The 23,142-nt window shown below is 64.7% G+C and carries 18 protein-coding genes and 1 pseudogene; 8 read left to right on the top strand and 11 right to left on the bottom strand.

The window, feature by feature from the left end; translation table 11 throughout:
* The first annotated feature begins 135 nt into the window (after positions 1–135).
* Positions 136–1,620 (top strand): NYN domain-containing protein, encoded by a 1,485-nt coding sequence (locus LDO54_RS20100; protein ID WP_224012428.1) that lies wholly within the window; start codon positions 136–138, stop codon positions 1,618–1,620.
* Between the two features lie 243 nt (positions 1,621–1,863).
* On the opposite strand, the pseudogene LDO54_RS20095 reads toward LDO54_RS20100, so the two are convergent.
* The 9 genes and pseudogenes from LDO54_RS20095 to LDO54_RS20055 form a co-directional block, all read right to left on the bottom strand.
* Positions 1,864–2,115: pseudogene (locus LDO54_RS20095) on the bottom strand (hypothetical protein); the annotation flags it as partial.
* Positions 2,116–2,174: 59 nt separating this feature from the next.
* Positions 2,175–3,008 carry a hypothetical protein gene (locus LDO54_RS20090; protein ID WP_224012427.1) on the bottom strand — a complete coding sequence of 278 codons (834 nt, stop codon included), beginning with the start codon at positions 3,006–3,008 and terminating at the stop codon, positions 2,175–2,177.
* Positions 3,005–5,302, bottom strand: a complete 2,298-nt coding sequence (locus LDO54_RS20085) for a cation:proton antiporter domain-containing protein (protein WP_224012426.1) — start codon at positions 5,300–5,302, stop codon at positions 3,005–3,007. Before LDO54_RS20085 ends, LDO54_RS20090 begins: the two co-directional genes overlap by 4 nt.
* A 67-nt stretch (positions 5,303–5,369) precedes the next feature.
* Positions 5,370–5,957 carry a LutC/YkgG family protein gene (locus LDO54_RS20080; RefSeq protein WP_224012425.1) on the bottom strand — a complete coding sequence of 196 codons (588 nt, stop codon included), beginning with the start codon at positions 5,955–5,957 and terminating at the stop codon, positions 5,370–5,372.
* Positions 5,944–7,413, bottom strand: a complete 1,470-nt coding sequence (locus LDO54_RS20075; protein ID WP_224012424.1) for a lactate utilization protein B — start codon at positions 7,411–7,413, stop codon at positions 5,944–5,946. Before LDO54_RS20075 ends, LDO54_RS20080 begins: the two co-directional genes overlap by 14 nt.
* Positions 7,410–8,153: a (Fe-S)-binding protein gene (locus tag LDO54_RS20070; protein ID WP_224012423.1), complete on the bottom strand. Its 744-nt coding sequence runs from the start codon at positions 8,151–8,153 to the stop codon at positions 7,410–7,412. Before LDO54_RS20070 ends, LDO54_RS20075 begins: the two co-directional genes overlap by 4 nt.
* Positions 8,154–8,300: 147 nt before the next feature.
* A complete protein-coding gene (locus LDO54_RS20065) occupies positions 8,301–9,515 on the bottom strand; it encodes a porin (RefSeq protein WP_224012422.1) in 1,215 nt (404 codons plus the stop codon).
* Positions 9,516–9,684: 169 nt separating this feature from the next.
* Positions 9,685–11,142 (bottom strand): APC family permease, encoded by a 1,458-nt coding sequence (locus LDO54_RS20060; RefSeq protein WP_224012421.1) that lies wholly within the window; start codon positions 11,140–11,142, stop codon positions 9,685–9,687.
* Between the two features lie 341 nt (positions 11,143–11,483).
* Entirely contained in the window at positions 11,484–12,494 is a 1,011-nt protein-coding gene (locus LDO54_RS20055) for an AraC family transcriptional regulator (protein ID WP_224012420.1), read from the bottom strand.
* Between the two features lie 228 nt (positions 12,495–12,722).
* On the opposite strand from LDO54_RS20055, the gene LDO54_RS20050 reads away from it, so the two are divergent.
* The 5 genes from LDO54_RS20050 (at position 12,723) to crcB (ending at position 18,635) form a co-directional block, all read left to right on the top strand.
* Positions 12,723–14,702, top strand: a complete 1,980-nt coding sequence (locus tag LDO54_RS20050) for a primary-amine oxidase (RefSeq protein ID WP_224012419.1) — start codon at positions 12,723–12,725, stop codon at positions 14,700–14,702.
* A gap of 7 nt (positions 14,703–14,709) precedes the next feature.
* The gene (locus tag LDO54_RS20045; protein WP_224012418.1) at positions 14,710–15,696 is read left to right on the top strand and encodes a hypothetical protein; all 987 of its coding nucleotides are present in this window, start codon (positions 14,710–14,712) and stop codon (positions 15,694–15,696) included.
* A 26-nt stretch (positions 15,697–15,722) separates the two neighbouring features.
* A complete protein-coding gene (styD, locus tag LDO54_RS20040; RefSeq protein WP_224012417.1) occupies positions 15,723–17,201 on the top strand; it encodes a phenylacetaldehyde dehydrogenase StyD in 1,479 nt (492 codons plus the stop codon).
* Between the two features lie 181 nt (positions 17,202–17,382).
* Positions 17,383–18,141, top strand: a complete 759-nt coding sequence (locus tag LDO54_RS20035) for an SDR family oxidoreductase (RefSeq protein WP_224012416.1) — start codon at positions 17,383–17,385, stop codon at positions 18,139–18,141.
* Between the two features lie 113 nt (positions 18,142–18,254).
* The gene (gene crcB / locus LDO54_RS20030; RefSeq protein ID WP_224012415.1) at positions 18,255–18,635 is read left to right on the top strand and encodes a fluoride efflux transporter CrcB; all 381 of its coding nucleotides are present in this window, start codon (positions 18,255–18,257) and stop codon (positions 18,633–18,635) included.
* Positions 18,636–18,753: 118 nt separating this feature from the next.
* Here the strand turns inward: crcB and cfa are convergent, their stop codons facing one another.
* Positions 18,754–19,932 carry a cyclopropane fatty acyl phospholipid synthase gene (gene cfa / locus LDO54_RS20025; protein WP_224012414.1) on the bottom strand — a complete coding sequence of 393 codons (1,179 nt, stop codon included), beginning with the start codon at positions 19,930–19,932 and terminating at the stop codon, positions 18,754–18,756.
* 288 nt (positions 19,933–20,220) lie between these two features.
* On the opposite strand from cfa, the gene LDO54_RS20020 reads away from it, so the two are divergent.
* Entirely contained in the window at positions 20,221–20,637 is a 417-nt protein-coding gene (locus tag LDO54_RS20020; RefSeq protein WP_224012413.1) for an HIT family protein, read from the top strand.
* Between the two features lie 108 nt (positions 20,638–20,745).
* Here the strand turns inward: LDO54_RS20020 and LDO54_RS20015 are convergent, their stop codons facing one another.
* The gene (locus LDO54_RS20015) at positions 20,746–21,417 is read right to left on the bottom strand and encodes a nitroreductase (protein ID WP_224012412.1); all 672 of its coding nucleotides are present in this window, start codon (positions 21,415–21,417) and stop codon (positions 20,746–20,748) included.
* A gap of 499 nt (positions 21,418–21,916) precedes the next feature.
* On the opposite strand from LDO54_RS20015, the gene LDO54_RS20010 reads away from it, so the two are divergent.
* Positions 21,917–23,122, top strand: a complete 1,206-nt coding sequence (locus LDO54_RS20010; protein WP_224012411.1) for an IS110 family transposase — start codon at positions 21,917–21,919, stop codon at positions 23,120–23,122.
* The last annotated feature ends 20 nt before the right edge of the window (positions 23,123–23,142 follow it).

Below are 23,142 nucleotides of genomic sequence, written 5' to 3'. Positions count from 1 at the left end.
ATTGATACTGAATCGATATCGCAGATTGATACCGAAATCGTCTCGATCGCGCACGGCCCATCGCCGGTTTTTCGCCCGCCTGCGCGCGAGGGGCTATCATGTGCGTTCGTACCGTAGATGGAACAAACGAATCACATGGCCTCCCCTCAGGAAAACGTCAGCATGGCGGTGTTCTGCGACTTCGAGAACGTCGCGCTCGGCGTGCGCGACGCGAAGATCGACCGCTTCGATATCAAGCCGGTGCTCGAACGCCTGCTGCTCAAGGGCAGCATCGTCGTGAAAAAGGCTTATTGCGACTGGGAACGCTACAAGGGCTTCAAGGCCTCGATGCACGAAGCGAGTTTCGAGCTGATCGAAATCCCGCACGTGCGCCAGTCCGGCAAGAATTCCGCCGATATTCGCCTCGTCGTGGACGCGCTCGATCTCTGCTACACGAAATCGCACGTCGACACCTTCGTGATCGTGAGCGGCGACTCCGACTTCTCGCCGCTGGTCTCGAAGCTGCGCGAGAACGCGAAGAAGGTGATCGGCGTGGGCGTGCGGCACTCCACCTCCGATCTGCTGGTCGCGAATTGCGACGAATTCATTTTCTACGACGACCTGGTGCGCGAACTCGTGCGCGAGCAGCAGTCGCGCGGCAAGGGCCGCGACGGCGGCGCGAACGCGAAACGCCAGGGCGGCGACGAGCGTCAGGCCAAGACCGACAACGCCGAGGACCGCGGCGAGGAGCGCAAGGCCAAGGCCATCGCGCTCGCCGTGGAAACGCTCGATGCGCTCGGTTACGAGCGCGGCGACAGCGGCAAGATCTGGGCGTCGGTGCTCAAGAGCGCGATCAAGCGCCGCCGCCCCGACTTCAACGAGGCGCGCTATGGCTTTCGCGCGTTCGGCAACCTGCTTGAGGAAGCGCAGGCGCGCGGCCTGCTCGAAGTGGGCCGCGACGAGAAGTCGGGCACCTATGTGACGCGCACGAGCGCGCCCGCTGCCGCCGCGACTTCCACCGCTACTGACGCGCCGGCTTCTGCGACGGCCGCTGCCGAGGAAACGCCCGCGCCGCGCAACGACGAATCGCGCTCGCGCCGCAAGGGCCGCCGCAACGGCCGCAACGCGCAGGCGCAGGCCGACGAGGCGCGCGCATCGCATGAATCGAACGACGCCACGGTGGCGTTCGAGGCAAACGAGCACGAAGACGTGCAGGTGTTCGAGTCCGGGACGCGTCACGGCGATCTGTTCGCCGACACGCGCGAGGACGACGCGGCGATGCCGCTGTTCGAGACGCCGCCGTTCGACAGCGACGCGTCCGGCGCAGCCGAAGCCGAATCGCACACTCCGGCCGAAACGGAACCCGACTCGCCCCGCCGCGCCCGCAAGACCGCCTCGCGCAAGAGCACCGCGCGCAAGAAGGCGGCCAAGCCTGCCGCCGAGATCGCGCACGACGGCGCCCATGAAGGCGCGCACGCCGAAGCGCCTGTGACGGAACATGCCGCGCCGCAAGCCACGGCGACGGCCGAGCCCGCCGAATCCCCGGCGGCCGAAGCGGATGCGCCCAAGAAGAAGAAAGCGCCGAAGAAAACCCCGGCCCGCCCGCGCCGTCCGCGCAAGACGGCCACGCCGGAGAGTTAAGCGGCGTCAGTCGCCGAACGGGTTCGCCGGGCGCTTGCGCGGCGGCTCGTTCGCGCTGTCGTCGGAACTCGACGGCGCGCCGAACGGGTCGCCGTCCGATTTCGCGGAAGCCGCCTCGCCGAACGGATTCGCCTTCGCCGCGCGCGTCGTCTCGCCAAACGGATTGACCGGCGCATTCGACGCGCCCGCGCCGCCGAACGGATCGGCAGCCGCGCGGCGCGAAGCCTCTTCCTCGTCGTCGTCCGTTTCCTCGCCTTCCGCCGCGAGGTTGTACTCCGCCTGCACCTGCGCGAGCACGCTGGCGATACTCGCCTCGAAACCGGCCGCGTTGCCGAAATGCTTCATCGTCCAGTTGCAGCCCGCGCGGTCGGCGGCTTGCCATTGCGGGCGCGGCACGACGATCTTCACGCCGTCCTCCACCACTTCCTGCAAGCGCTGAAGGCGGCGCTTCACTTCGTCCTGCAAACGCGATGCGTTGAGTGTCTTGCGCGGCATCGGTGACCTCCTGTTCCTGATTCCAATCGATGCGCGCGAGTCTAGCGCAACGCCGCGTATCATTGCGCGCGCGGCAGCAGCACACCGGGTTCGCGCGGCACATCCATATGCCGGAGCGCGTCGCGCATCGCGTCGCTCTCGATGATGATCTGCCCTGAAAACGGCGTGTCGAGATCGACGATCACATACACCGACGACGAAATCGACACGGCGCCCAGCACGATCATCGCGGCGGCCAGCGAGTTATGCGGTGCGACCAGCCCGAAGCTCAGGAAGATCAGGATGAGCCAGAGCGTGAGCATGGCGAAGAACGGACGCGAAATCGTGCCGTGCGCCTCCTCGATCAATCGCCATCGCGTGTCGCGCACGCGCGCGAACAGGTCGCCGAGCCGCGTCGCCAGCGCCGCCTGATAACGGTCGTGCGGCTCGAACAGCGCAATCTGATGCGCGACCGTGTTCAGCATCGCGCCGAGTTGCGTGCTCTCCAGTTCGTCTTCGCGCGCGGCCGGCACGCGCGGATAATAGTTGCCCGGCGGCGCGCTCTCCTGCGGCCATGTCGACGCGATCGCCGCCGCCGTGTAGATGCGCAGCGCCTTGCGTGCGGCATCCGCGCCTTCGCCATAGTCACGCAGACGCGAATCGAGCTGGATGAGTTCCGCCGCGTAGGCGCGCATGTCGTCGGTGGCGGTGTCGTAGCTCGTTTTCGCCGAGGCGGTCAGCAAGCTCAGCACGAGCGCCGCGAACGTCACCAGCATGCCGACCACCAGTTGCACGAGTTGCACGGTCTCGTGCTTGCGATGCTCCTCGGGCAGCAACGGCTTGAGCAACACGCCGAGCCCGGCGCCGCCAAGCAGCAACACGAAGACGAGCGCAGCGGAGCCGAGTTCGGTCATGGCTCGGCTCGCGGTTCGGCGGCGCTTGTCGTCGTGATTTCCTGCGTGCTTTCCTGCGCGCTTGCGTTCACGACTTCGTTCGTATTTTCGTCGCCCGACACTTGCGCGACGGGCTCGCTGTGCGCAGCAGCGGCGGCGGCATCGCGCACAGCATCCGCTTCGTCGATCGGCAACGGCGCGGCGTCCTCGTGCGCGAGCGCCCCGCCCGAGGGCAGCAGCACGCCCGGATGCGCGCGCGGCACCGCAAGCTTCCACGCTACATCCAGTTCGCGGCGGATCGAGTCGTAAATCTCCTTCGAGATCGAGCGGTCCTCGTACATCTCGACCACGCGCGCGCGTCCTTCACGCAACGCATAGAGCAGCATCATGCGGCGCTCCAGCACGTCCGCGCCGTGGCCGAAGCAACGGCGCACGTCGTCGAGCCCGCGCTCCACCGCTTCGATACGCCCTTTCAAAATGGTGCCGAGCAGTTTCGCGAGCCGCGCGCCGAGCAGCGGCGTGAGGCTCGTTTCCGAAAACCCGTAAAGCTCGTGCAGCACCACGCGACGACACATCAGGAGTTCGAAACGATCGGCGAGCGCATCCGAATACGGCTGCGTGATATGCAGCCAGCGCGCGAGAAAGCGCCCGAGGCGCAGACCCGGCGTGTCTTCGAGAATGCGCGCCGCCGCGCGCTGATAGCCGATGCGGCCCGCCACGCGCGACTCCTCGATCATGGCGTCGGTGTTCTGCATCATCGCGTCGAGATTGCGCACGGTGATGATGCCGCTGCCATAGCGTGGAATCAGATCGCGCTCCTTCGAAGCCAGCGTGACGAGACCGATCGCGAGCCGCTCGCGCTCGGACAGCGCCACCTCGATATCGAACGCCGTCGCGCACAGGTCGATGCTGCGGCGGAAAGTGCTGCACGCTTCCTCGGCGATGGCATCGGCAATGCGGAACGTGCGCGCCGCCGCGTGCACTTCCTCCGACACGCGGATCGACGACAACTGCACCGCCTGCTGCTGAAGCGCGGCCTCTTGCGGCGACAGCAGATCGAGCTTCAGGCGCTTGATCAGCAGCTTCAGCGACGAGCCGTTCACGATCAGGCTCACGAGCACGAAGCCGGTCGCGAGGATCGCCACGAAGCGGCGCGTGCTCTCGGGCAGCGCCTCGTTCTGCGCGAGGCCGAGCGCGAGCACGAGCGTGACCGCGCCGCGCAACCCGCCCCACGCGATCACGAGTTTGTAGGCGGCGCTCACGGGCTCTGTGAGCTTCAGCTTGCTCAATAGCGGCAGCATGCCGAACGCGACCACCAGACGCGCCAGCAGTGCCGCGACCACCACCACGACAAGCGCGAGCAGATCGCCCCAGTGCGCCGCGCTCAATGTCGCGGGAATCTGCATGGCCGCGAGCAAGAAGATCGCCGCGCCCGCCATCGCCGCGACCTGCTCCCAGATCAATTGCAGATGCTCCCAGTTACGCGGCGACAGACGCGTGCGCCCGAGCCCGCTGATGACGAGGCCCGCCGCCACCACCGCCACCACGCCCGAGACGTGCAGCACCTGGTCGGCGAGCAGATAGAGTGGATACGGCAGCGCGAAGCTCAGCGAAATTTCGGCCTTGCCCTCGCCACCGAGATTCGGCAGCAGGTACGCGATCGCGCGTCCGGCCAGTGCGCCCAACGCGAGGCCGCCGACGAGTTCGATGGCAAGCGTGCGCAGCGCGGCGCCCGCCGTAGCCGCGGCGACATCGCCGGTGATGGCCGCGATCAGCACGCTCGCGATGGCGATCGCCGCTGCGTCGTTGAGCAGGCTCTCGCCTTCCACGAGCCGCACGAGGCGCGCGGGCGCGCCCACTTCACGGAACACGGCGAGCACCGCCGATGGATCGGTGGTGGCGACCATCGCGCCGAGCAGCAGGCCGTCGGTCACCGGCCCGAGTCCCGTGAGGCCGATGCTGCCGCCGACCATCGCCGTCGCCACGAACACGGCCACGACGGCGAGCAGCAGAATGGGCGCGGCGTCGCCGAGCATCTCGCGCACGTTCACGCTGAGCGCGGCCTGGAACAGCAGCAGCGGCAGGAAGATCCAGAGATAGGCTTCGGGTGGCAGGCGCGGCGCAAACGTGGGCGTGACGACACTCGACGCGAGTTGCGGCCACAGATCGCCGCTCAGCATATAGATGCCGCCCAGCGCGAAACCCCAGGCCGCGAGCAGCACCGACTCGGACAGCGCGAAACGCAGGCTCACGGCCTGCACCAGCGCGATACTCGCCAGCAGAAAACCGCTCAGTAGAAGAATGTGGATGACCATCGTCGCTCGCGTAACTGCCCGGCCTGCAAGATCGCGTCGATGTCGTGCGCGCGCGGCCCGGCGCGATTCACTGCGCGGGCAGCCATACGACGGTCAGCGATCTCACCCCTTGCGCGCCCTGAATCAGCACGCCCTCAATATCGGCGGTCGCGGACGGCCCCGTGACCAGCACCGCATAGCGCGCGTGACGAAAATCGTCGCGCCGATACGCATCCTGCAAACCCGCCACGATAGCGGCGGGATCGAGCAGCACGTAAAGATGCTGCACGAGATAGCCGAGCGCGTTCACGCCGTACTCGCGTTCGCTCAGCCAGACCGAGCCCGTCTCCGCCACGCCGAAGCGCGCGCGCACGACGCCCACCTGCACGTCTTCGAGCGACGCGGGCGGCGTCTGCGCATCGATCGCGCGCGTACCCGGCACCTCGGGCGTGCTCGACACGATCGACACCTGCGCGCCGAAGCGCGCTTGAATCAGCGCGAGCACGTCGCTGCCCGATGCGGCCTGCGCCGTCTTTCCGCCCATCAGCATGAGACCGGCGGTGAAGCGCTCGCGAATGTCGCCGGGCGGCGCGTCGAAAAGCGGCACGTCGGGCAGCGGCTCCGCAGCCGGTTGCGCGGCGCGCACGCGTGCGAGAAAGCTCTCACGGCTGGCCATCGCCGCCTCCCTTGCCGCGGTGTTTGCGATACCACGCATGGAACGTCGTGGACGGCGCCTGCGGCAGCGTGCGTTGACGGCCCCAGATATTCAGCGGGTTATAGAGCACGAAATTCGGCAGCCGCCGCAGCGCGCCGTCGAGCGAACTCACCGCCGCGCGATAGAGCTTCGGACTCCCGAGCAGCTTGCCCGCCATCTTCAGCACTTCCTGCTTGACGAACGGCACCGCATGCTGCGCGGCGATGACCTCGCGCCATTGATAAATCTGCTCGTGAATATTGATCTTCACGGGGCACACATTGGTGCAACTGCCATTGAGCGTGGACGCGAACGGCAGCGCGCTGAATCGCTTCAGATCGAAGGTCGGATTGATGATCGCGCCGATCGGACCCGCATAGGTGCTGCCATACGACAGCCCGCCGCTGCGCCGATAAACCGGGCATGTATTCATGCACGCGCCGCAACGGATGCACTTGAGCGAGTACCAGAAGTCGGGCATCGCGAGCCGCGCGCTGCGGCCGTTATCGACGAGCACGAAATGCAGTTCCGCGCCTTCGCGCGGCGCGCGGAAATGCGAGGTGTATTGCGTGATCGGCGAACCGAGCGCGCTGCGCGAGAGCATGCGAATGAATACGCCCAGATCGGAAAGACGCGGAATGAGTTTTTCGATGCCCATCGACACGATATGAATGGGCGGCACGTTGGCCGAGAGATCGGCGTTGCCCTCGTTCGTGCAGACCACCACCGTGCCGGTCTCCGCCACTGCGAAATTGCAGCCCGTCATGCCCGCCGTGCGGTCGCGCACGAACCATGGACGCGTATTCATGCGCTGGCTTTCGGCCAGATAATGAATGTCGTTGTTCTGCGGGTCGGTGCCGATGGTACGGCCGAACACCTGGGCCACGTCGTCGCGCAATTTATGCACGGCGGGCACGACGATATGACTCGGCGGCTGCTTGTCGAGCTGCTGGATGCGTTCGCCGAGATCGGTTTCCATCACCGCGATGCCGCGCTGCTCAAGATAGGGGCGCATGTCGCATTCGTCGGTGAGCATCGATTTGCTCTTGACCAGCGCCGTGATGCCGCGCTCGTTCAGGATGCGGAAAACCGTTTCGTTGTGCTCGCCCGCCGTATCGGCGAAATGCACTTTCACACCATTCGCTTCGGCCTCGCGCGTGAACTGGTCGAGATAATCGGCCAGATGCGAAAGCGTGTGCGCCTTGATCTGCGAAGCGAGCGTGCGCAACGTTTCCCATTCCGGTATCGCGTGCGCCTGCGCGTCGCGTTTCGTGCGCAGATCCCAAAGGCGTTTGTCGTGAAAGTCGACGTGTTCGGGATGCGCGAGAAATGAGCCCGCGAGCTTCGCGTGCTCGACGCGTTTTCCCGTATTCGCATTGGCTTGACGCGGCGTGTCGGGCGCGCTCGCGTTCGATTTCGTAGCGGGATCGGCACTCATGCGCGCGCTCCGTTGAGCACCTGCGCAATGTGAATGAAGCGCACGTCGGCTTTCATGCGCTCCGCACAGCCCTGCTGATGCATGAGGCAGGACATGTCGCCGGAGACGATGTACTGCGCGCCCGCGCTCACATGATCGACGATCTTGTCCTGGCCCATGCGCACCGACACCGCTTCTTCCGTCACGGCGAAGGTGCCGCCGAACCCGCAGCATTCGTCGGGCCGTTTGGGCTGCACGAATTCGATGCCCTTTACGTGTTGCAGCAGCGCGAGCGGTTTGGAAAACGGCGCACCTGCGATCTCGGATATCGACGCTTCGTGCAGATGGCGCAGCGCGCTACAGCTATTGTGCAGGCCCACGCGCCACGGGAATTCGGCCCACGGAAAATCGCGCGCGCCGAGTACGTCGTGCAGGAATTCGACCAGTTCATACGTGTTGGCGCGCACGTGGCGCACTTCGTCGGTCTGCTCGATGGCGGTGAGGTGGTCGCGCACGTGGTTCACGCAGCTCGCCGACGGCCCGACAATATGATCGTAGCCCGCAAAGGCGCGCACGAACACGCGCTCCGCGCCGGCCGCGTCGGCCTGTGCGCCGCTGTTCGCCATCGGTTGCCCGCAGCAGGTCTGTTCCAGCGGATACTCGACCTCGCAGCCGAGCCGCTCCAGCAATTCGAGCGTCGCGATCCCCACTTCGGGGTAGAACGCGTCGATGAAACACGGGACGAACAGGGCAACTTTCATGCGAGGGCTCACGCGGAAAGCGGACCGGACCATTCTAGCGCCGATCCGCCCGCCCGGCGCGCGAAGCGGCCAGGCGCCGCCGCGCGCGCCGTCTGGCGCACTGCAACGCGCGGCGGCGCTCTCTTCTCGCGCCGCCTGCCGTCTCGCTCAGAAGTTGTGGCGAATCCCGGCGATCACCGCCAGTTGCTTGTCGCTGTCCGAGTTCACGAGATTCGGGATCTGCGCGAGGTTGCGCGTCGCCCCGCTCGATGCGTCGATCCCGAGTCCCGCGCCCGTCGACTTCTGGCCGATCGCGACCGCATAGAGCGCGGTCCGCTTCGAGAGGTTATAAACCGCGCCGAGGTTGATCTGATGGATGCGCGTCGACGAGCTGTCGCCTGGGTGTGCGTCGTTGAAAATATAGGCGAAGCCGAATTGCAGCGCGGGCGAGTATTGCCACATCGTATTCAGTTCGGCGATATCGAACGAGATATTCGCACCCTGCGGCTGAGCGGCGCTCGCGAAGTATTGGCTCTGCGACAGACGCGTGTGCGTGTAGCTCAGCGCCAGCGTCACCGGACCGACGACATACGAGCCGCCCGCGCCCCAGATGTCGATCTTCTCCGCATTCTGTAGTTCGCAGTACGATGCATCGGCATTCGCGCAACTGAAGTCGCCGATATAGCCGCTCTCGCCGCCCAACGCGGCCTGCAATGGATTATGCAATTGCAGATAGCCCGCTGAAAGCGAAAGCGGCCCGTGCGTGTAATTCGCGGCGATCGACCAGCCGCGATTCTTCGAGAAGTCGCCGGCCACACCGCCGAGGCTGAACAGGCCGCCCACGGTCAGGCCGCCGAAACTCGGGCTCAGATACTTGATCGAGTTATTGAAGTTGAACGCTTCGTTGAGGTTATCGACGTCGCCGAAATGCGAGCCGTAGAGCGTCGCCCAGTTATTGCTCGACGCATACGCGCCGAGGTAATCGGAAAACGGATCGTATTGGCGCCCCAGCGTGAGCGTGCCGTAGTTGGCATTCGCGACGCCGACCCACGCGTTGCGGTTGAACAGCGTGCCGCTTTGCAGCATCGCGCCGTTCTGCGTAAACAGGCTGTTTTCCAGCGTGAAATTCACCGTCGTGCCGCCGCCGATGTCTTCGCTGCCCGTCAGGCCCCAACGCGACGGCACGAGATTGCCGCCGCCCAGTTGCCAGTTCGAATGACCGTCGGTGCTGCCGTCGGCGTGCGTGGTTTGCTGGTTCGACGAATAGACGATGCCGGCGTCCACGGTGCCGTAGAGCGTGACCGTGGACTGCGCGTGCGCGCCGATCGCGAGGGTGCACGAAGCCAGCGCCAGCGCCGTGCGCTTGACGAAAAGATCTGCCATGTCGTTGTCTTTTGAAGTGAGAGATCGCGCGGGCCGTCATGCGCCGGACGCGACCGGGCTACGGCGCGCGTCGTTCGCACGCGCCGCCCGCGTAGCTGCTGCCAGTGTTGACTGCTGGAGGTGGTGCTGGATGAAGCGTTGACGAAGCGTGTGAAGAGACCGACGCGCCCTACTGCCCGAAGCGTGCGTAGATGTTGGGCCGCGCGCGCTTGAGCGCAAAGGCCAGCGCGATGCCGAGCACGGCGACCGCGAGCACGATCCACGGGAATGCGCGCACGATGGCGCTATCGGAGCCTGAGAGCGCGTCGAGATTGCCGATCAGCACGAAGCCGATCCACAAGAGGCCGATACCGCCGAGCACCGGCGCCGCGAACGCGTGCCAGAAGCGCGTGTCCTTTTTCGTGGCGCGAAAGTACGCGACCACGGCGAAGCTCGTCACCGCCTGCAACATGACGATGCCGATCGTGCCCAGCGCCGAGGTGCAGCTAAAGACGATATTGAACGGGTCCGCGCCCACGATCACGAAGACGCCGATCGGCACCAGCACGGAAAGCGTTTGCAGATAGCTCGCGAGATACGGCGAGCCGTACTTCGGGTGCAGGCGGTCGAGCTTCGCGGGCAGCAGACCTTCCACCGAGAGCGCGTGAATGTAGCGCACGATCGTGTTGTGAAACGACAGCAGGCTCGCGAAGATGCTGGAGAGCAGCAGCAGGCTCATCGCCGTGGTCATGGTGCCGCCGAGATATTTCGCCGACTGCATGAACCAGAAATCGCCGGGCTGTTTGGTCGCGACATCGGCCACGTCTTTCAGGCCATAGGCGCACACGATGGCCCACGTGACGAATGCGAAGAACACCAGAATCAGCGAGACCGACACATAGGTCGCGCGCGGCACCGTCACTTTCGGATCGCGGCACTCCTTGCCGTAAATCGCCGTCGCTTCGAAACCGATGAACGATGCGAGCGCGAACATCACCGCAATGCCCATGTGGCCGCTGAACACGTGTTGCGGCGCGAACGGCGCGAGCGTGAGGCCGTCGGGGCCGCCGTGATGGATCACGATGGCGAGCGAGAGCACCAGCAGGATGCCCATTTCGAGGCACATCAGCACGCCGAGCAGACGGCTGTTGAGATCGATCCCGCGCAAACCCGTGATCTGCACGATGGCGAGGCACGCGAGCGAATACGCGTACCACGGCAGCGCGCTGTGCAGCATCGGGCCGAGCACGACGGTGCAGAAGAAGCCGAACAGGCCGTACAACGCGATCTGGATGCAGGTGTACGACAGCAGCGCGACGAGCGCGCCCGCCATGCCGAGCGGACGGCCGAGGCCCGCCGTGATATAGGCGTAGAACGCGCCGGCGCGCACGATGTGACGGCTCATCGAAGCGAAGCCCACGCTGAACACGAGCAGCACCACGCCCGCGATCACGAAGGCGCCCGGAATGCCCGCGCCATTGCCAAGGCTGATGGCGGGCGGCACCGCGCCGAGCATGCCGGTGAGCGGCGCGGCCGCCGAAATCACGAGAAACACGATCTGCCACAGGCCGAGGCGGCTGCGCTGGGGCGCCGAGGCGTCAGCGGCGTCGTCGCCGACGAGGCCGGCGGTTGAAAACGGTTCATTCATCGTTGCCTCTGCGGGTGTCTGGTCTGATATTCGCCATACGACACGATGAAAACCGTGTGCCCTGGCGCTCGTCGAATCGAAGCTCGCCGATTGAACCCGGGTTGCATCCGGGATTCATTTTTCGATTCGATTGGAGCGCATGGTAGGCAGCTAAAAAATATGGCGACCTGGCCTTCCGCGCCAAATTTTCGATAAAGTGCGCCAACGCACCTGCGGGTTTTTACTTAACGAGGCAAAAATACCGAATTTGATTCGGATGACGAATCAATGAACGGAAACATCGAAGCGCGCGTACAGGCGCGCCAGCTTTCTATTTGTAAACAGGGCGTGAAGCCGGCAAATCAGCGTGATTTGTCGGGCCGCGCCCAGTTGCGCGTGGCGCGCCAGAGCACGGTGGCGTCGGCGTAACCCACTGCGCGCGCGACCGCCGCGTTCGTCATGCCATCCTGATCGCGCAGCACGGCCACGTTGCGCTGGCGCTCGTCGCGAATGATCTCGCGCACCGACGTGCCCGCTTCCGCGAGATGGCGTTGCAAGGAACGGTTCGAGAGACCGAGATCGCGTGCGATGTCGGCGACCACGAGCTTCTCGCGCGCAAGCCGCCGCGTGACGAGATCGCGAACCTGATCGACGAGATTGTGGGGCACGGTATCGCGCGAAATGAGGTCGGTGGCGTGGCGCTCCATCAGGCGCGCGAGCTGGTTGTCCGCGCTTTTGAGCGGCGCGTCGAGGTCGTGCGGATGCAGGATCACCCCGCTCGACGGCTGCTGAAACCGCACCGGCACGCGGAAAATCCGCATATAGGGCTTGATATCGGCGGGCGCGGCGTGCTCGAAATGGATCTCGACCGGCGTCCATTGCGCGCCGCGCACGAGGCGGATCATGTGGCACATCGCGCTCACGCTGTATTCGGCATCCTGACGACGCGGCCAGATGTTCGCGTGCGCGATGCGATAGCTCCAGATCGGCCATTCGTTGTCGCTGACGAGGTCGACGAGCGTCGCGCTTTGCCATGAGGCTAGCGCATCGGTGAATCTACGGATTGCGGAGCCGAGCGTGGGCGAAGACATGAACACGAGCCCGGCCGGCCCGAGTTCCGTGAGCTGCAATTCGTTGCCCAGACGCAGGCCGAGCCACAGTTCGTCGAGCACCTGCGCGGCGCGTTCGAACACCTCGACATAGCGCCCGAGCGGCAGGATTTCATAAGGGTCCGACAACTGGCGGCGGCTCAGTCCGAACTCGCCGAGCAGCGCGTCGCAAGGGGCGCCGGCGGCGTCGAGCGCACGCACGATGGGGCCCATCACGGCGCCGCGAATCATCGGAAAACCGCTATTCACAGGCACTCTTTTCATGTCTCGCTCCGTTCGCCTGACGGCTCTCGTTCGCTCTACGTATGGCGCACTCTATCGCCCCTTTGGCGCGTTCTGCAAGCGCGAAAAAAATACGGCGTTTCTACGATGGATGCACGACATCGCCCATGGACTCGCACAACGAAACACCCTGCATTCAGTGCTTCATACACGAATGCACGCGACGCAAGCGGCGCTGTTCCGGCTCAACGACATCCTTACGAAATGCTTATGAACACGACCTCGAATTCGCATCCGCTCGACCCACTGAGTCTCGCTGAAATGCAGCTCGCCTGTGACATCGTGAAGGCCGCCGAACAGCTCGACGAATTTGGCCGCTTTCCCGTGACCGAATTGCGCGATCCGCCCAAGGCCGAAGTGCTCGCCTGGCGGCAAGGCGATTATTTTTCGCGCTGTGCATTCGTGATCGCCATCGATCGCACGCGTTCGCAAACGATTGAATTCGTCGTCGATCTGCGCGAGAAAAAAGTGGAATCGCGCACGCCGCTCTCGCTGCAAAGCGCGCCGTTCGGCCAGCCGCCCGTGATGATCGAAGACTTCATCAATGCCGAGCGCATCGTGAAAGAAGATCCGGCATGGCGCGCGGCTGTGCTCAAGCGCGGCCTCACCGAAGACGATCTCGAACGCGTGCAGGTGGACCCGTTTTCGGCGGGTGCATTCGACCGCCCCAACGAAGGCGGACGCCGTCTCGTGCGCTGCGTGAGCTATTACCGCGAGCACGTGACCGACAACGGCTATGCGCATCCGATCGAAGGCGTGGTTGCCGTGGTCGATCTGCTCGAACAGAAGGTGATCGAACTCGTCGACGATGGGCGCATCATTCCGATTCCGCGCGCGAAGCACAACTACGACACTCCGAGTCTCGGCGAGCCGCGCGACACGGTGAAGCCGCTCTCGATCAGCCAGCCCGATGGTCCGAGCTTCACGATCGACGGCTGGCAGGTGAAGTGGCAGAACTGGAGTTTCCGCGTGGGCTTCACGCCGCGCGAAGGCCTCGTGCTGAACCAGATCACGTGGGACGATGGCAAGAACGCACCGCGCCCCATCATCTATCGCGCGAGCGTGACGGAGATGTGCGTGCCCTACTCCGATCCCACGACGAATCACTACTGGAAAAGCGCGTTCGACGCGGGCGAATACGGGCTCGGCAAACTCGCGAATCAACTCGAACTCGGCTGCGATTGTCTCGGCACGATCCGCTATTTCGACATTCCGTCCGCCGACGATTTCGGCAATAGCTTCACGATGAAAAACGCCGTGTGCCTGCACGAAGAAGACTACGGCACGCTCTGGAAGCATTATGAATTCCGTACTGGCGTATTCGAAATGCGCCGCTCGCGCCGTCTCGTGATTTCGTTCTTCGCGACGGTCGGCAATTACGATTACGGCTTTTACTGGTACTTCTATCAGGACGGCACGATTCAACTGGAATGCAAGCTCACGGGCATTATCCAGACTTCGGCAGTCGCCGATGGCGGCGCGTATCCGTGGGGCGGCATGGTGACCGAGAATCTCGGCGGCCCGACGCATCAGCACTTCTTCAACGCGCGTCTGCACATGATGGTCGACGGCGAGAAGAATGCGGTCACGGAGCATGAATTCGTGCCGCGTCCGATGGGCGAAGGCAATCCGTACGGCAATGTGTTCGATACCACGAAGCGCGTGCTCAAGACCGAGCAGGAAGCGGCGCGCAATGCGAACGGACAGACCGGCCGCTTCTGGAAGGTCGTGAATCCGAACGTGAAGAATCGCGTGGGCGCGAATCCGGGCTACAAGCTCATCGTCAACGACTCGCCGCTGATGCTCGCCGATCCGAACTCGAAGGTGCGCCAGCGCGGCGGCTTCGCGACGCGTCATGTGTGGGTCACGCCGTACGACACCACGCAGCGCTATGCGAGCGGCGATTATCCGAATCAGCATGCGGGCGGTGACGGTCTGCCGCGCTATATCGAGGCGAATCGCAATGTCGAGAATGAAGACATCGTGCTGTGGCACAGCTTCGGTCATACGCATGTGTGCAAGCCTGAAGATTTCCCGGTGATGCCGGTGGAATACGCGGGCTTCATGCTCAAGCCGAATAACTTCTTCGACGGCAATCCGGCGATGGATCTGCCGGGCGGACGCGATCCGCATAGCGTGCAGGACGGCGCGCCCGACAGCGCTCCCACCTGCTGCGGCAGCAAGAAGTAAGCGAGCCATGCGCCGTCTCTCATTCACGAGCGTTCGCGGCACACTCGCCGACGCGTGCGCATGGTGCGCGGTGACGGGCGGCGCGGCCTCGTTGGCGGCGGGCGTGATGGTGATGGCGATGCACGCGGGCGCGCATGTCGGCGCGCTCGCCGCCAGCGCACTTGCGCTCGCGGCCATGGCCTTGCTGCCTTCGGTGCTTGCACGGCGATTCGCATCGCGACCGGTCACGCCCATCGCCGCCGCGCTCATCACGACGATGATCGCGATGAGCGCGGCGTCGGCGCAAGCGAATGCCATCTCGATCGCGTTTGCCGCGATGCTGGTTTTGATAGGCGTCGCGACGCTGATTCCAGCGTGGAATGATTTGCGAGCGCAGCATTTGCAAAGGATTCCCAATCGTTCAATTGAACGCCGTGATTTGACTATCGCGTTGGGCGGCAATGCGCCCATGCTCGCCGCCGCCCTGCTCGCCGGTTTATCGAGCGGCGTACTCGCCCGCTTTCAACTCTTTTCGATCTGCGCCGCCGGGCCGTTTTCGCTTTCGCATGCAGCCGCTTCGCTCGGCATCGTCATCGCGATGGGTTGGATCGCGGATCGCGTCGATCATCGGCATGCGCTGCTTGCGCTCTTTGTCTTGCGCGGCCTGTTGCTCGCCGCGCTCACGCTCGACGCGTCTTCGGCCTGGGCGAACTTCGCGGCGCCAGCCTTCGCGCTGCTCGACGCGCTCACGCTGCCCGCGCTGATCCGCTCGTCGCGTCTACAACGCGCCGCGCACGCGGGCTGTCCTGGCGTCGTTCATCACGGCGGCATGCTTGCGGGCGCCGCACTCGCCACCACCTCCTGGGGTTTTAGCCAGGGCTTCTACACGCTCTATCTGCTCGGCGCCACGCTCAACCTCGCCTGTGCGTATGCACTCGCCAACCGTCGCGACGCCAGCACGCATTACGTCACGCCATCCGCGCTCGCCACACGCGGCGCAATCGAACTTCGCTGAACCCATCAACGAATCAAGGAGACAAGATGGACCGCCAGGATTTCACGCACACGATCCGTACGCAGATGTTCGTCGACGGACGCTTCGTCGAGAGCGGCAACGGCCGCAGCTTAGCCGTTTTCAACCCGGCCAGCGGCAATGAAATCGCGCAGGTGCCCGACGCCAGCGATGCCGACATCGACGCAGCAGTCGGCGCCGCGCGCCGCGCCTTCGAAGCCGATACATGGCGACGTCTACCGCCCGCCGCGCGCGAGCGTCTGCTGCTCAAGCTCGCCGATCTCGTCGAGCAAAATGGCGACGAACTCGCCGCGCTCGAAACGCTCAATCAAGGCAAGTTGCTCGGCTTTTCGAAAATGCTCGAAGTGGGCGGGAGCGTGCAATGGCTGCGTTACATGGCGGGCTGGGCGACCAAGATCGAAGGCAGCACCGTCGATCTCTCGCTCGCGTTTCCGCCGGGCGTGCGCTACAACGCGTCCACGCGGCGCGTGCCGGCCGGCGTAGTCGCCGCGATCGTGCCGTGGAATTTTCCGCTGCTGATGGCCGTGTGGAAGATCGCGCCCGCGCTCGCCTGCGGCTGCACCGTCGTGCTCAAACCGGCCGAGGAAACACCGCTCACCGCGATCCGCCTCGCCGAACTCGCGCACGAAGCGGGCTTTCCGCCGGGCGTGTTCAACGTCGTCACGGGCCAGGGCGAGACGGCGGGCGCGGCGCTCGTGCGTCATCCGCAAGTGGACAAGGTCACGTTCACCGGCTCGACCGAAGTGGGCCGCCTCATCGGCAAGCAGTGCGCGAGCGATCTGAAGCGCGTCTCGCTCGAACTCGGCGGCAAGAGCCCCGTGATCGTGCTCGACGACTGCGATCCGCAACGCGCGATCGAAGGCGCGGCGGGCGCGATCTTTTTCAATCACGGTCAGGTCTGCACGGCAGGCTCGCGCCTTTATGTGCCGCGTGCGCGCTTCGATGAGATCGTCGGCGGTATCGCGGCCGTCGCGCGCAATACGGTGCTCGGTTCCGGTTTCGATGCGGCCACGCAGATGGGGCCACTCGTGTCCGCGCGCCATCGCGACAAGGTGGCGGGCATGATCGCGCAGGGCCGCGCGGAAGGCGGTGAGATTCTCGCGGGCGGCGGCGATGGTCAGCGCGCGGGCTTCTTCGTCGAGCCGACCGTGATCGCGAACGCCGGCAACCGGCCGCTCACGGTCGTGCGCGAAGAAGTGTTCGGCCCCGTGCTCGTGGCGATGCCGTATGACGACGTCGAGGAAGCGATCGCGGCCGCCAATGCTTCGGAGTACGGATTAGGCGCGAGCGTGTGGACCAATCAGCTCGATCGCGCGCTGCGAGTGGTCGATGGCGTGCAGGCGGGCACGGTCTGGGTAAATACGCACAACATGGTCGACCCGGCGCTGCCGTTCGGCGGCTTCAAGTCGTCGGGCATCGGCCGCGAACATGGCCGCGCGATCATCGACGCGTACACCGAGACGAAATCGGTCTGCATCGCGTACTGAACTTCGATGCGGGCGCGTGTGCAGGCAGATTCAATGTTCACTAACCTTCTCGCGCGCCCGCTCGATTGTTAATCGAAATGGAATGATGAAACCCGCCGCCGCGCAATGACCGGCGGCGCGAATTCCCGCATGATCGACTCCATTCCCGCTGCGGCGGACACCCATCGAACGGAGATCGAGCATGAACACCGCAACCACAAACTCCACCACCGCGCGCGGCGTGGCCATCGTCACCGGCGCGTCGCGCGGTATTGGCGCCGCCGTGGCCGCGCGGCTGGCTCGCGACGGCCATGCGGTGGTCGTCAACTATGCGTCGAGCGCACGCGAAGCCGACGCCCTGGTCGCGTCGATCACGGCGGCGGGCGGCCGCGCGATCGCCGTGAAAGCCAATATCGCGAAGGCCGACGAAGTGCGCGCGCTGTTCGAGACGACACTCGCGCAACTCGGCCAGCCCACGGTGCTCGTCAACAATGCGGGCGTGATGAAGATCGCCACGCTCGCCGATTCGACCGACGCACTCTACGACGAAATGTTCGACATCAACGTGCGCGGCACGCTGAACACGATGCGCGAAGCCGCCGCGAAGCTCGCGAACGGCGGACGCGTCATCAACTTTTCGACCACGGCGCTCGCGCTCAATCTGCCCGGCTACGGCATCTACAACGCCACCAAGGGCGCGGTCGAAGCGCTCACGCGCGTGTTCGCGAAGGAACTGCGCGGACGCGGCATCACGGTGAACGCGGTCGCGCCAGGGCCGGTCGCCACCGCCCTCTTTCTCGAAGGCAAGACCGAGGAACAGATTCGCCATTTCGCGAGCATGCCGCCGCTCGAACGCCTCGGCCAACCCGAGGACATCGCCTCGGTCGTGTCGTTTCTCGCGGGCCCGGACAGCGGCTGGGTCGACGGTCAGACGCTGCGTGCCAACGGCGGGCTCGTCTGACGCGGCACACGGCGCGCACGGGGGCAGAGCCGCGCTGCTACACTTTGGGGTCCAGGCCGGAGCGCGCCGCTACGCCGTGCGCGCCGTTCAATGCGCTCACCACGACCCCTGACATGTATCTGTCCATACTCGCCGTCGGCATCGGCGGCGCGCTCGGTTCGCTGCTGCGCTGGGTGCTCGGCCTGCGGCTGAACGCGCTCTTTCCCTCGCTGCCGCTCGGCACGCTCGCGTCCAACGTGATCGCCGGTTACGTGATCGGCGTGGCGGTCGCGGCGTTCATGCGTCTGCCCGAGGTTTCGCCGCAATGGCGCCTGTTCGTCATCACCGGCTGCATGGGCGGCCTCTCGACGTTTTCGACCTTCTCCGCCGAAGTCGTCGCGCATCTTCAGGAAGGTCGCTTCGGCTGGGCGGCGGGCGAGATCGTCATTCATGTGTGCGCCTCGGTGCTGATGACGATACTCGGCATCGCAACGGTCGCCGCTGTCATGCGTTAAATCCGGTAAGCGCTCAGACGAATAAAAAAACCGCCTCGCCATTGGCGCATGCGGTTTGCTTTCAAACGACTGCATTCGAAAAAGGCCTTGAAACAAGGCCTTTTTCACACGTAGCGGATTACTCCGCCGTCGGCAATTCGGGGCGCGCGTAACCGCCCATCCGACCATTGCGCGACAGCACGAACTGCCAGAGTTGAATATCGCGCGCGCGGAACGCACCCGCGCACGACAGCAGATAGTAACGCCACATGCGATAGAAGCGCTGGCCCATTTCGGCTTCGAAACGCGGCCACGCGGCTTCGAAATTCGCGTGCCACGCCATCAGCGTGCGGTCGTAATCGGCGCCGAAATTGTGCAGGTCCTCGGTGACGAACAAGCCGCCCGAGGCATCGGCGATCTGACCGATGGTCGGCAATTCGCCGTTGGGGAAAATGTATCTGTCGATCCACGGATCGGGCGTAGTGTCGCGACGATTCTTGCCGATCGTGTGCAGCAGGAACAGCCCTTCGCTGTCGAGACAGCGATGCGCGACTTCCATATACGTGCGGTAGTTTTTCGGCCCGACGTGCTCGAACATGCCCACGCTGGCGACACGATCGAACTTCTCGTCGAGCAGGCGATAGTCCTGCAACCGGAACTCCACCGGCAGCCCTTCGCAACTGGCTGCACCCAGCGCGGCCTGCTCCTTCGAAATGGTCACGCCCACGCACGAGACACCGTAGTGCTCGGCCGCGAACTTCATGAGACTGCCCCAGCCGCAGCCGATGTCGAGCAGACGCATGCCCGGTTGCAGGCCGAGCTTCCGGCAAATCATGTCGAGCTTGGCTTCCTGCGCTTCATCGAGGGTCTTCGCGCCGCCCTGCCAGTAACCGCAAGTGTAGGTCATGCGCTTGTCGAGCATGGCCTCGTAAAACGCATTGCCGATATCGTAGTGCTGCTGACCGACCTTCCACGCGCGGCGCGCGGTCTGGCGGTTCATGAGGCGCGCCCTGAGCGCGTGAAAGACGAGACGAGCGGGATCGATCTGGTCGTCTAGATGCGCGCGCAACACATGCGAGAAGAATTCGTCGAGCTGCTCGCAATCCCACTGGCCGTCCATATAGGCTTCACCGAGGCCGAGATTGCCGAGCGCCAGCACGCGCTCGGGCACCTGCGGATCGTGTATGCGCATGTCCCACGGCCGCGTGCCGTTGAACTTGACGTCGGCGCGCGCCAGGAGTTGGGCGGTAAATCGCCAGGCCCCCGAACCCGTTGCCTCGCGGGCGGGTTGGGCTGCTTCGAGATCGGTCGTTGCCATACGTGCTCCGTCAAGACCGGAACCGGCGCCCTGCGCCTCACTCCGGCCACATGCAAGAGGTTGCTATCAAGACTTCGTCGTCGCGCTCGCTGCGAGAACCTCTATGATGCACCCGCTTCAAAAAAAGTGCAGGGACGCGGACAGCCCGCTTTCGGGCGTCGGCCAGGCGATAATCGGCGGCTGGGGCGCGAGATCGGCTGCGGCATCGGCCACGAGATCGGCCCGGAGAAACGGGCGCGGCTGCGGCGCGCTCGCACGAGACGTTCGAAGAAAACCCGAGGAAAACCCATGGCATACGACACCAACAACATCTTCGCGAAGCTGCTGCGCGGCGAAATTCCCTCCATCAAACTGGCCGAAAACGACGCCGCCGTCGCGATCATGGACGTGATGCCGCAATCGGAAGGCCACGTGCTGGTGCTGCCGAAGGAAGGCGCGGAAGAGATTTACGAGCTGTCGCCCGAGGCGCTGAACGCGGCGATGGCGATGGTGCACACGCTCGCCGCGGCGCTGCGCAAGGCGCTCACGCCCGACGGTTTGATGATCGCGCAATTCAACGGCGCGGCCGCCGGCCAGACCGTACCGCACGTACATTTCCACCTGATTCCGCGCCGCAACGGCGAAGAACTGCGCATGCACGCGCGCGACATGGCCGACAAGGCGCAACTGGAAGCGGTCGCCGAACGCATCCGCGCGGCGCTTTGATCGCATCATCCGCGCCCTGACGCACCGAAAACAGGCATTGCGTCACGCCGTGACGCAATCAGCTTTCAAATAGCTTAAATCGCGGTATTGCGCGGTGATTCGCGACGTTCAGATGCCGTCGAACTGGACGAACGCGTCGAGCGGCACGCGCGCCGAGCGCCACTGGTTGATCGGCGCCGCGACATCCTCATGGCCGATCGCCATGCCGCTAAACAGCATGCGCTCATCCGGCAGCGCGAGAAAGTCGCCGACCGTCCGCGCATAGCGCGCCCAGCATTCCTGCGCGCAGCTATGCAGGCCGGCTTCGCGCAGCAGGAGCATGACCGTCTGCAGGAACATGCCAAGATCGGACCATTGCGGCGGCCCCATCTGCCGGTCGACGCTGCAAAAGAGCGCGAGCGGCGCGTCGAAGAACGCGAAATTGCGCGCGAACTGACGCAGCCTGCCTGGCCGGTCGTCGCGTGCGATGCCGATGCTGCGATAGAGATCTTCGCCCACCTGATAACGCCGGTCGCGATACGGCGGCGTGAGTTCGCGCGGATAGACGTCGTACTCGCCGCGCTCGCCCTCGGGCGCTTCGGCGATACGCACGGCCATGATCGACTTGAACGCCGCGAGCCGCTCGCCACCCACGACGTGGATGTGCCACGGCTGCAGATTGCCGCCGGACGGCGCGCGCGACGCGGCGGCGAGCACGGCGCGAATCACCTGCGGATCGACGGGATCGGGCAAGAACTGACGCACCGATTTGCGGCTGTTGACGGCTTCGCTGACCTTCACGCGCGGACTCCTCGATGGATCGACGAAGCATTATCGGCGAAGCGCCGCGCGCGTGCTGAGCGCCTCGGCGATGCGTGTATCTCACGTCAGAAGGTGTGGCGGATGGCGACGACGGTGAGCGTCGGCGTATCCGTGGCCGTGTTCAGGCCGAAGTCGCCGCGGGACAAAACCATTCCTCGATGCGTTGCAGAAGGTGAGCGCGATTGTTGTGGGTTCCTCGTTGTTTTGACGGGATCGCCAAAGGCAAATTTCGACGCCCCAGCGACGCCCTCGTTACTATCTTCACTCCTCGACAATCGAGGATTTGGCCAGCTAGGCCCGGCATGATTCTCGCCCCCAGTCGCAGTCATGATCCGGGGGGTGTTGTCACCGGGCCTGGTGGGTGGCTGGTGATCGCTAATAGGGGCTCGGCCAGGATCTGTTGAGGCCGTCCGTAACGTGGATGCCGAGACTTGCCACCAATGTTGCGGGCCAAACCATTCAACCTGCAAAGCCCTCGATGCAAGAACACCAACAACATAGCTCAGTCGACGTATTCGTCGGCGTCGACGTTGGCAAAGGCCACCATCACGCGGTCGCCCTCGATCGGAGCGGAAAGCGCCTGTACAACAAGGCACTGCCTAACGATGAGGCCAAACTGCGCGCCCTCATCACTGAACTCAAGACACACGGCCAACTCCTGTTCGTCGTCGATCAGCCCGCCACCATCGGCGCGTTGCCCGTGGCAGTCGCCCGTGATGAAGGTGTCCTGGTCGCATATCTGCCGGGTCTGGCTATGCGCCGCATCGCCGACCTGCACGCTGGTGAAGCCAAGACCGACGCCCGCGATGCCGCCATCATTGCAGAAGCCGCGCGCTCGATGCCGCATACGCTGCGCTCACTTCGACTGGCTGACGAACCGCTCGCCGAACTCACCATGCTGTGCGGCTTCGACGACGATCTCGCCGCTCAAATTACCCAGACCAGCAACCGCATTCGAGGCCTGCTCACCCAGATCCATCCGGCGCTGGAACGGGTTCTGGGACCGCGCCTCGACCATCCGGCCGTGCTCGATCTGCTTGAGCGATATCCGTCGCCCGCCGAGCTCGCCTCAACTAGCGAAAAAACACTCGCAAATCGCCTTACTAAACTCGCACCTCGCATGGGCAAGAGCCTGGCTGCCGAAATCGCCCAGGCGCTCGGCGAACAGGCTGTAATCGTGCCTGGCACTCAGGCGGCAACCATCGTCATGCCTCGTCTTGCCCAGCAGCTCGCGTCCTTGCGCAAGCAACGCGAGGAAGTAGCCAGCGAAGTTGAACGCCTGGTGCACGCACACCCTCTTTGGCCGGTCCTGACCAGCATGCCGGGAGTCGGCGTCAGGACCGCCGCCAGACTCCTCACTGAAGTCGCTCACAAGGCCTTCGCGTCGGCTGCGCATCTCGCCGCCTACGCCGGCCTCGCCCCGGTGACCCGACGCTCGGGCTCGTCCATCCGTGGCGAACACCCGTCCAGACGGGGCAACAAGGTACTTAAGAGAGCGCTCTTCCTCTCGGCCTTCGCTGCCCTGCGCGACCCAATCTCAAGGGACTATTACGCGCGCAAGGTCCAGCAGGGTAAGCGCCACAATCAGGCGCTCATCGCGCTCGCTCGACGACGCTGCGACGTGCTGTTCGCCATGCTCCGCGACGGTACCCTCTACCAACCAAAATCCGCCCCTACCGCTTGACGAATCACATAGGGGCACCC

The sequence above is a fragment of the Paraburkholderia tropica genome (assembly GCF_914484835.1).
In the GTDB taxonomy this organism is placed as follows: Bacteria; Pseudomonadota; Gammaproteobacteria; order Burkholderiales; family Burkholderiaceae; genus Paraburkholderia; species Paraburkholderia tropica_A.
The sequence above is the reverse complement of the archived record's forward strand: the minus strand, read 5'-3'. Positions and strand labels throughout refer to the sequence as shown.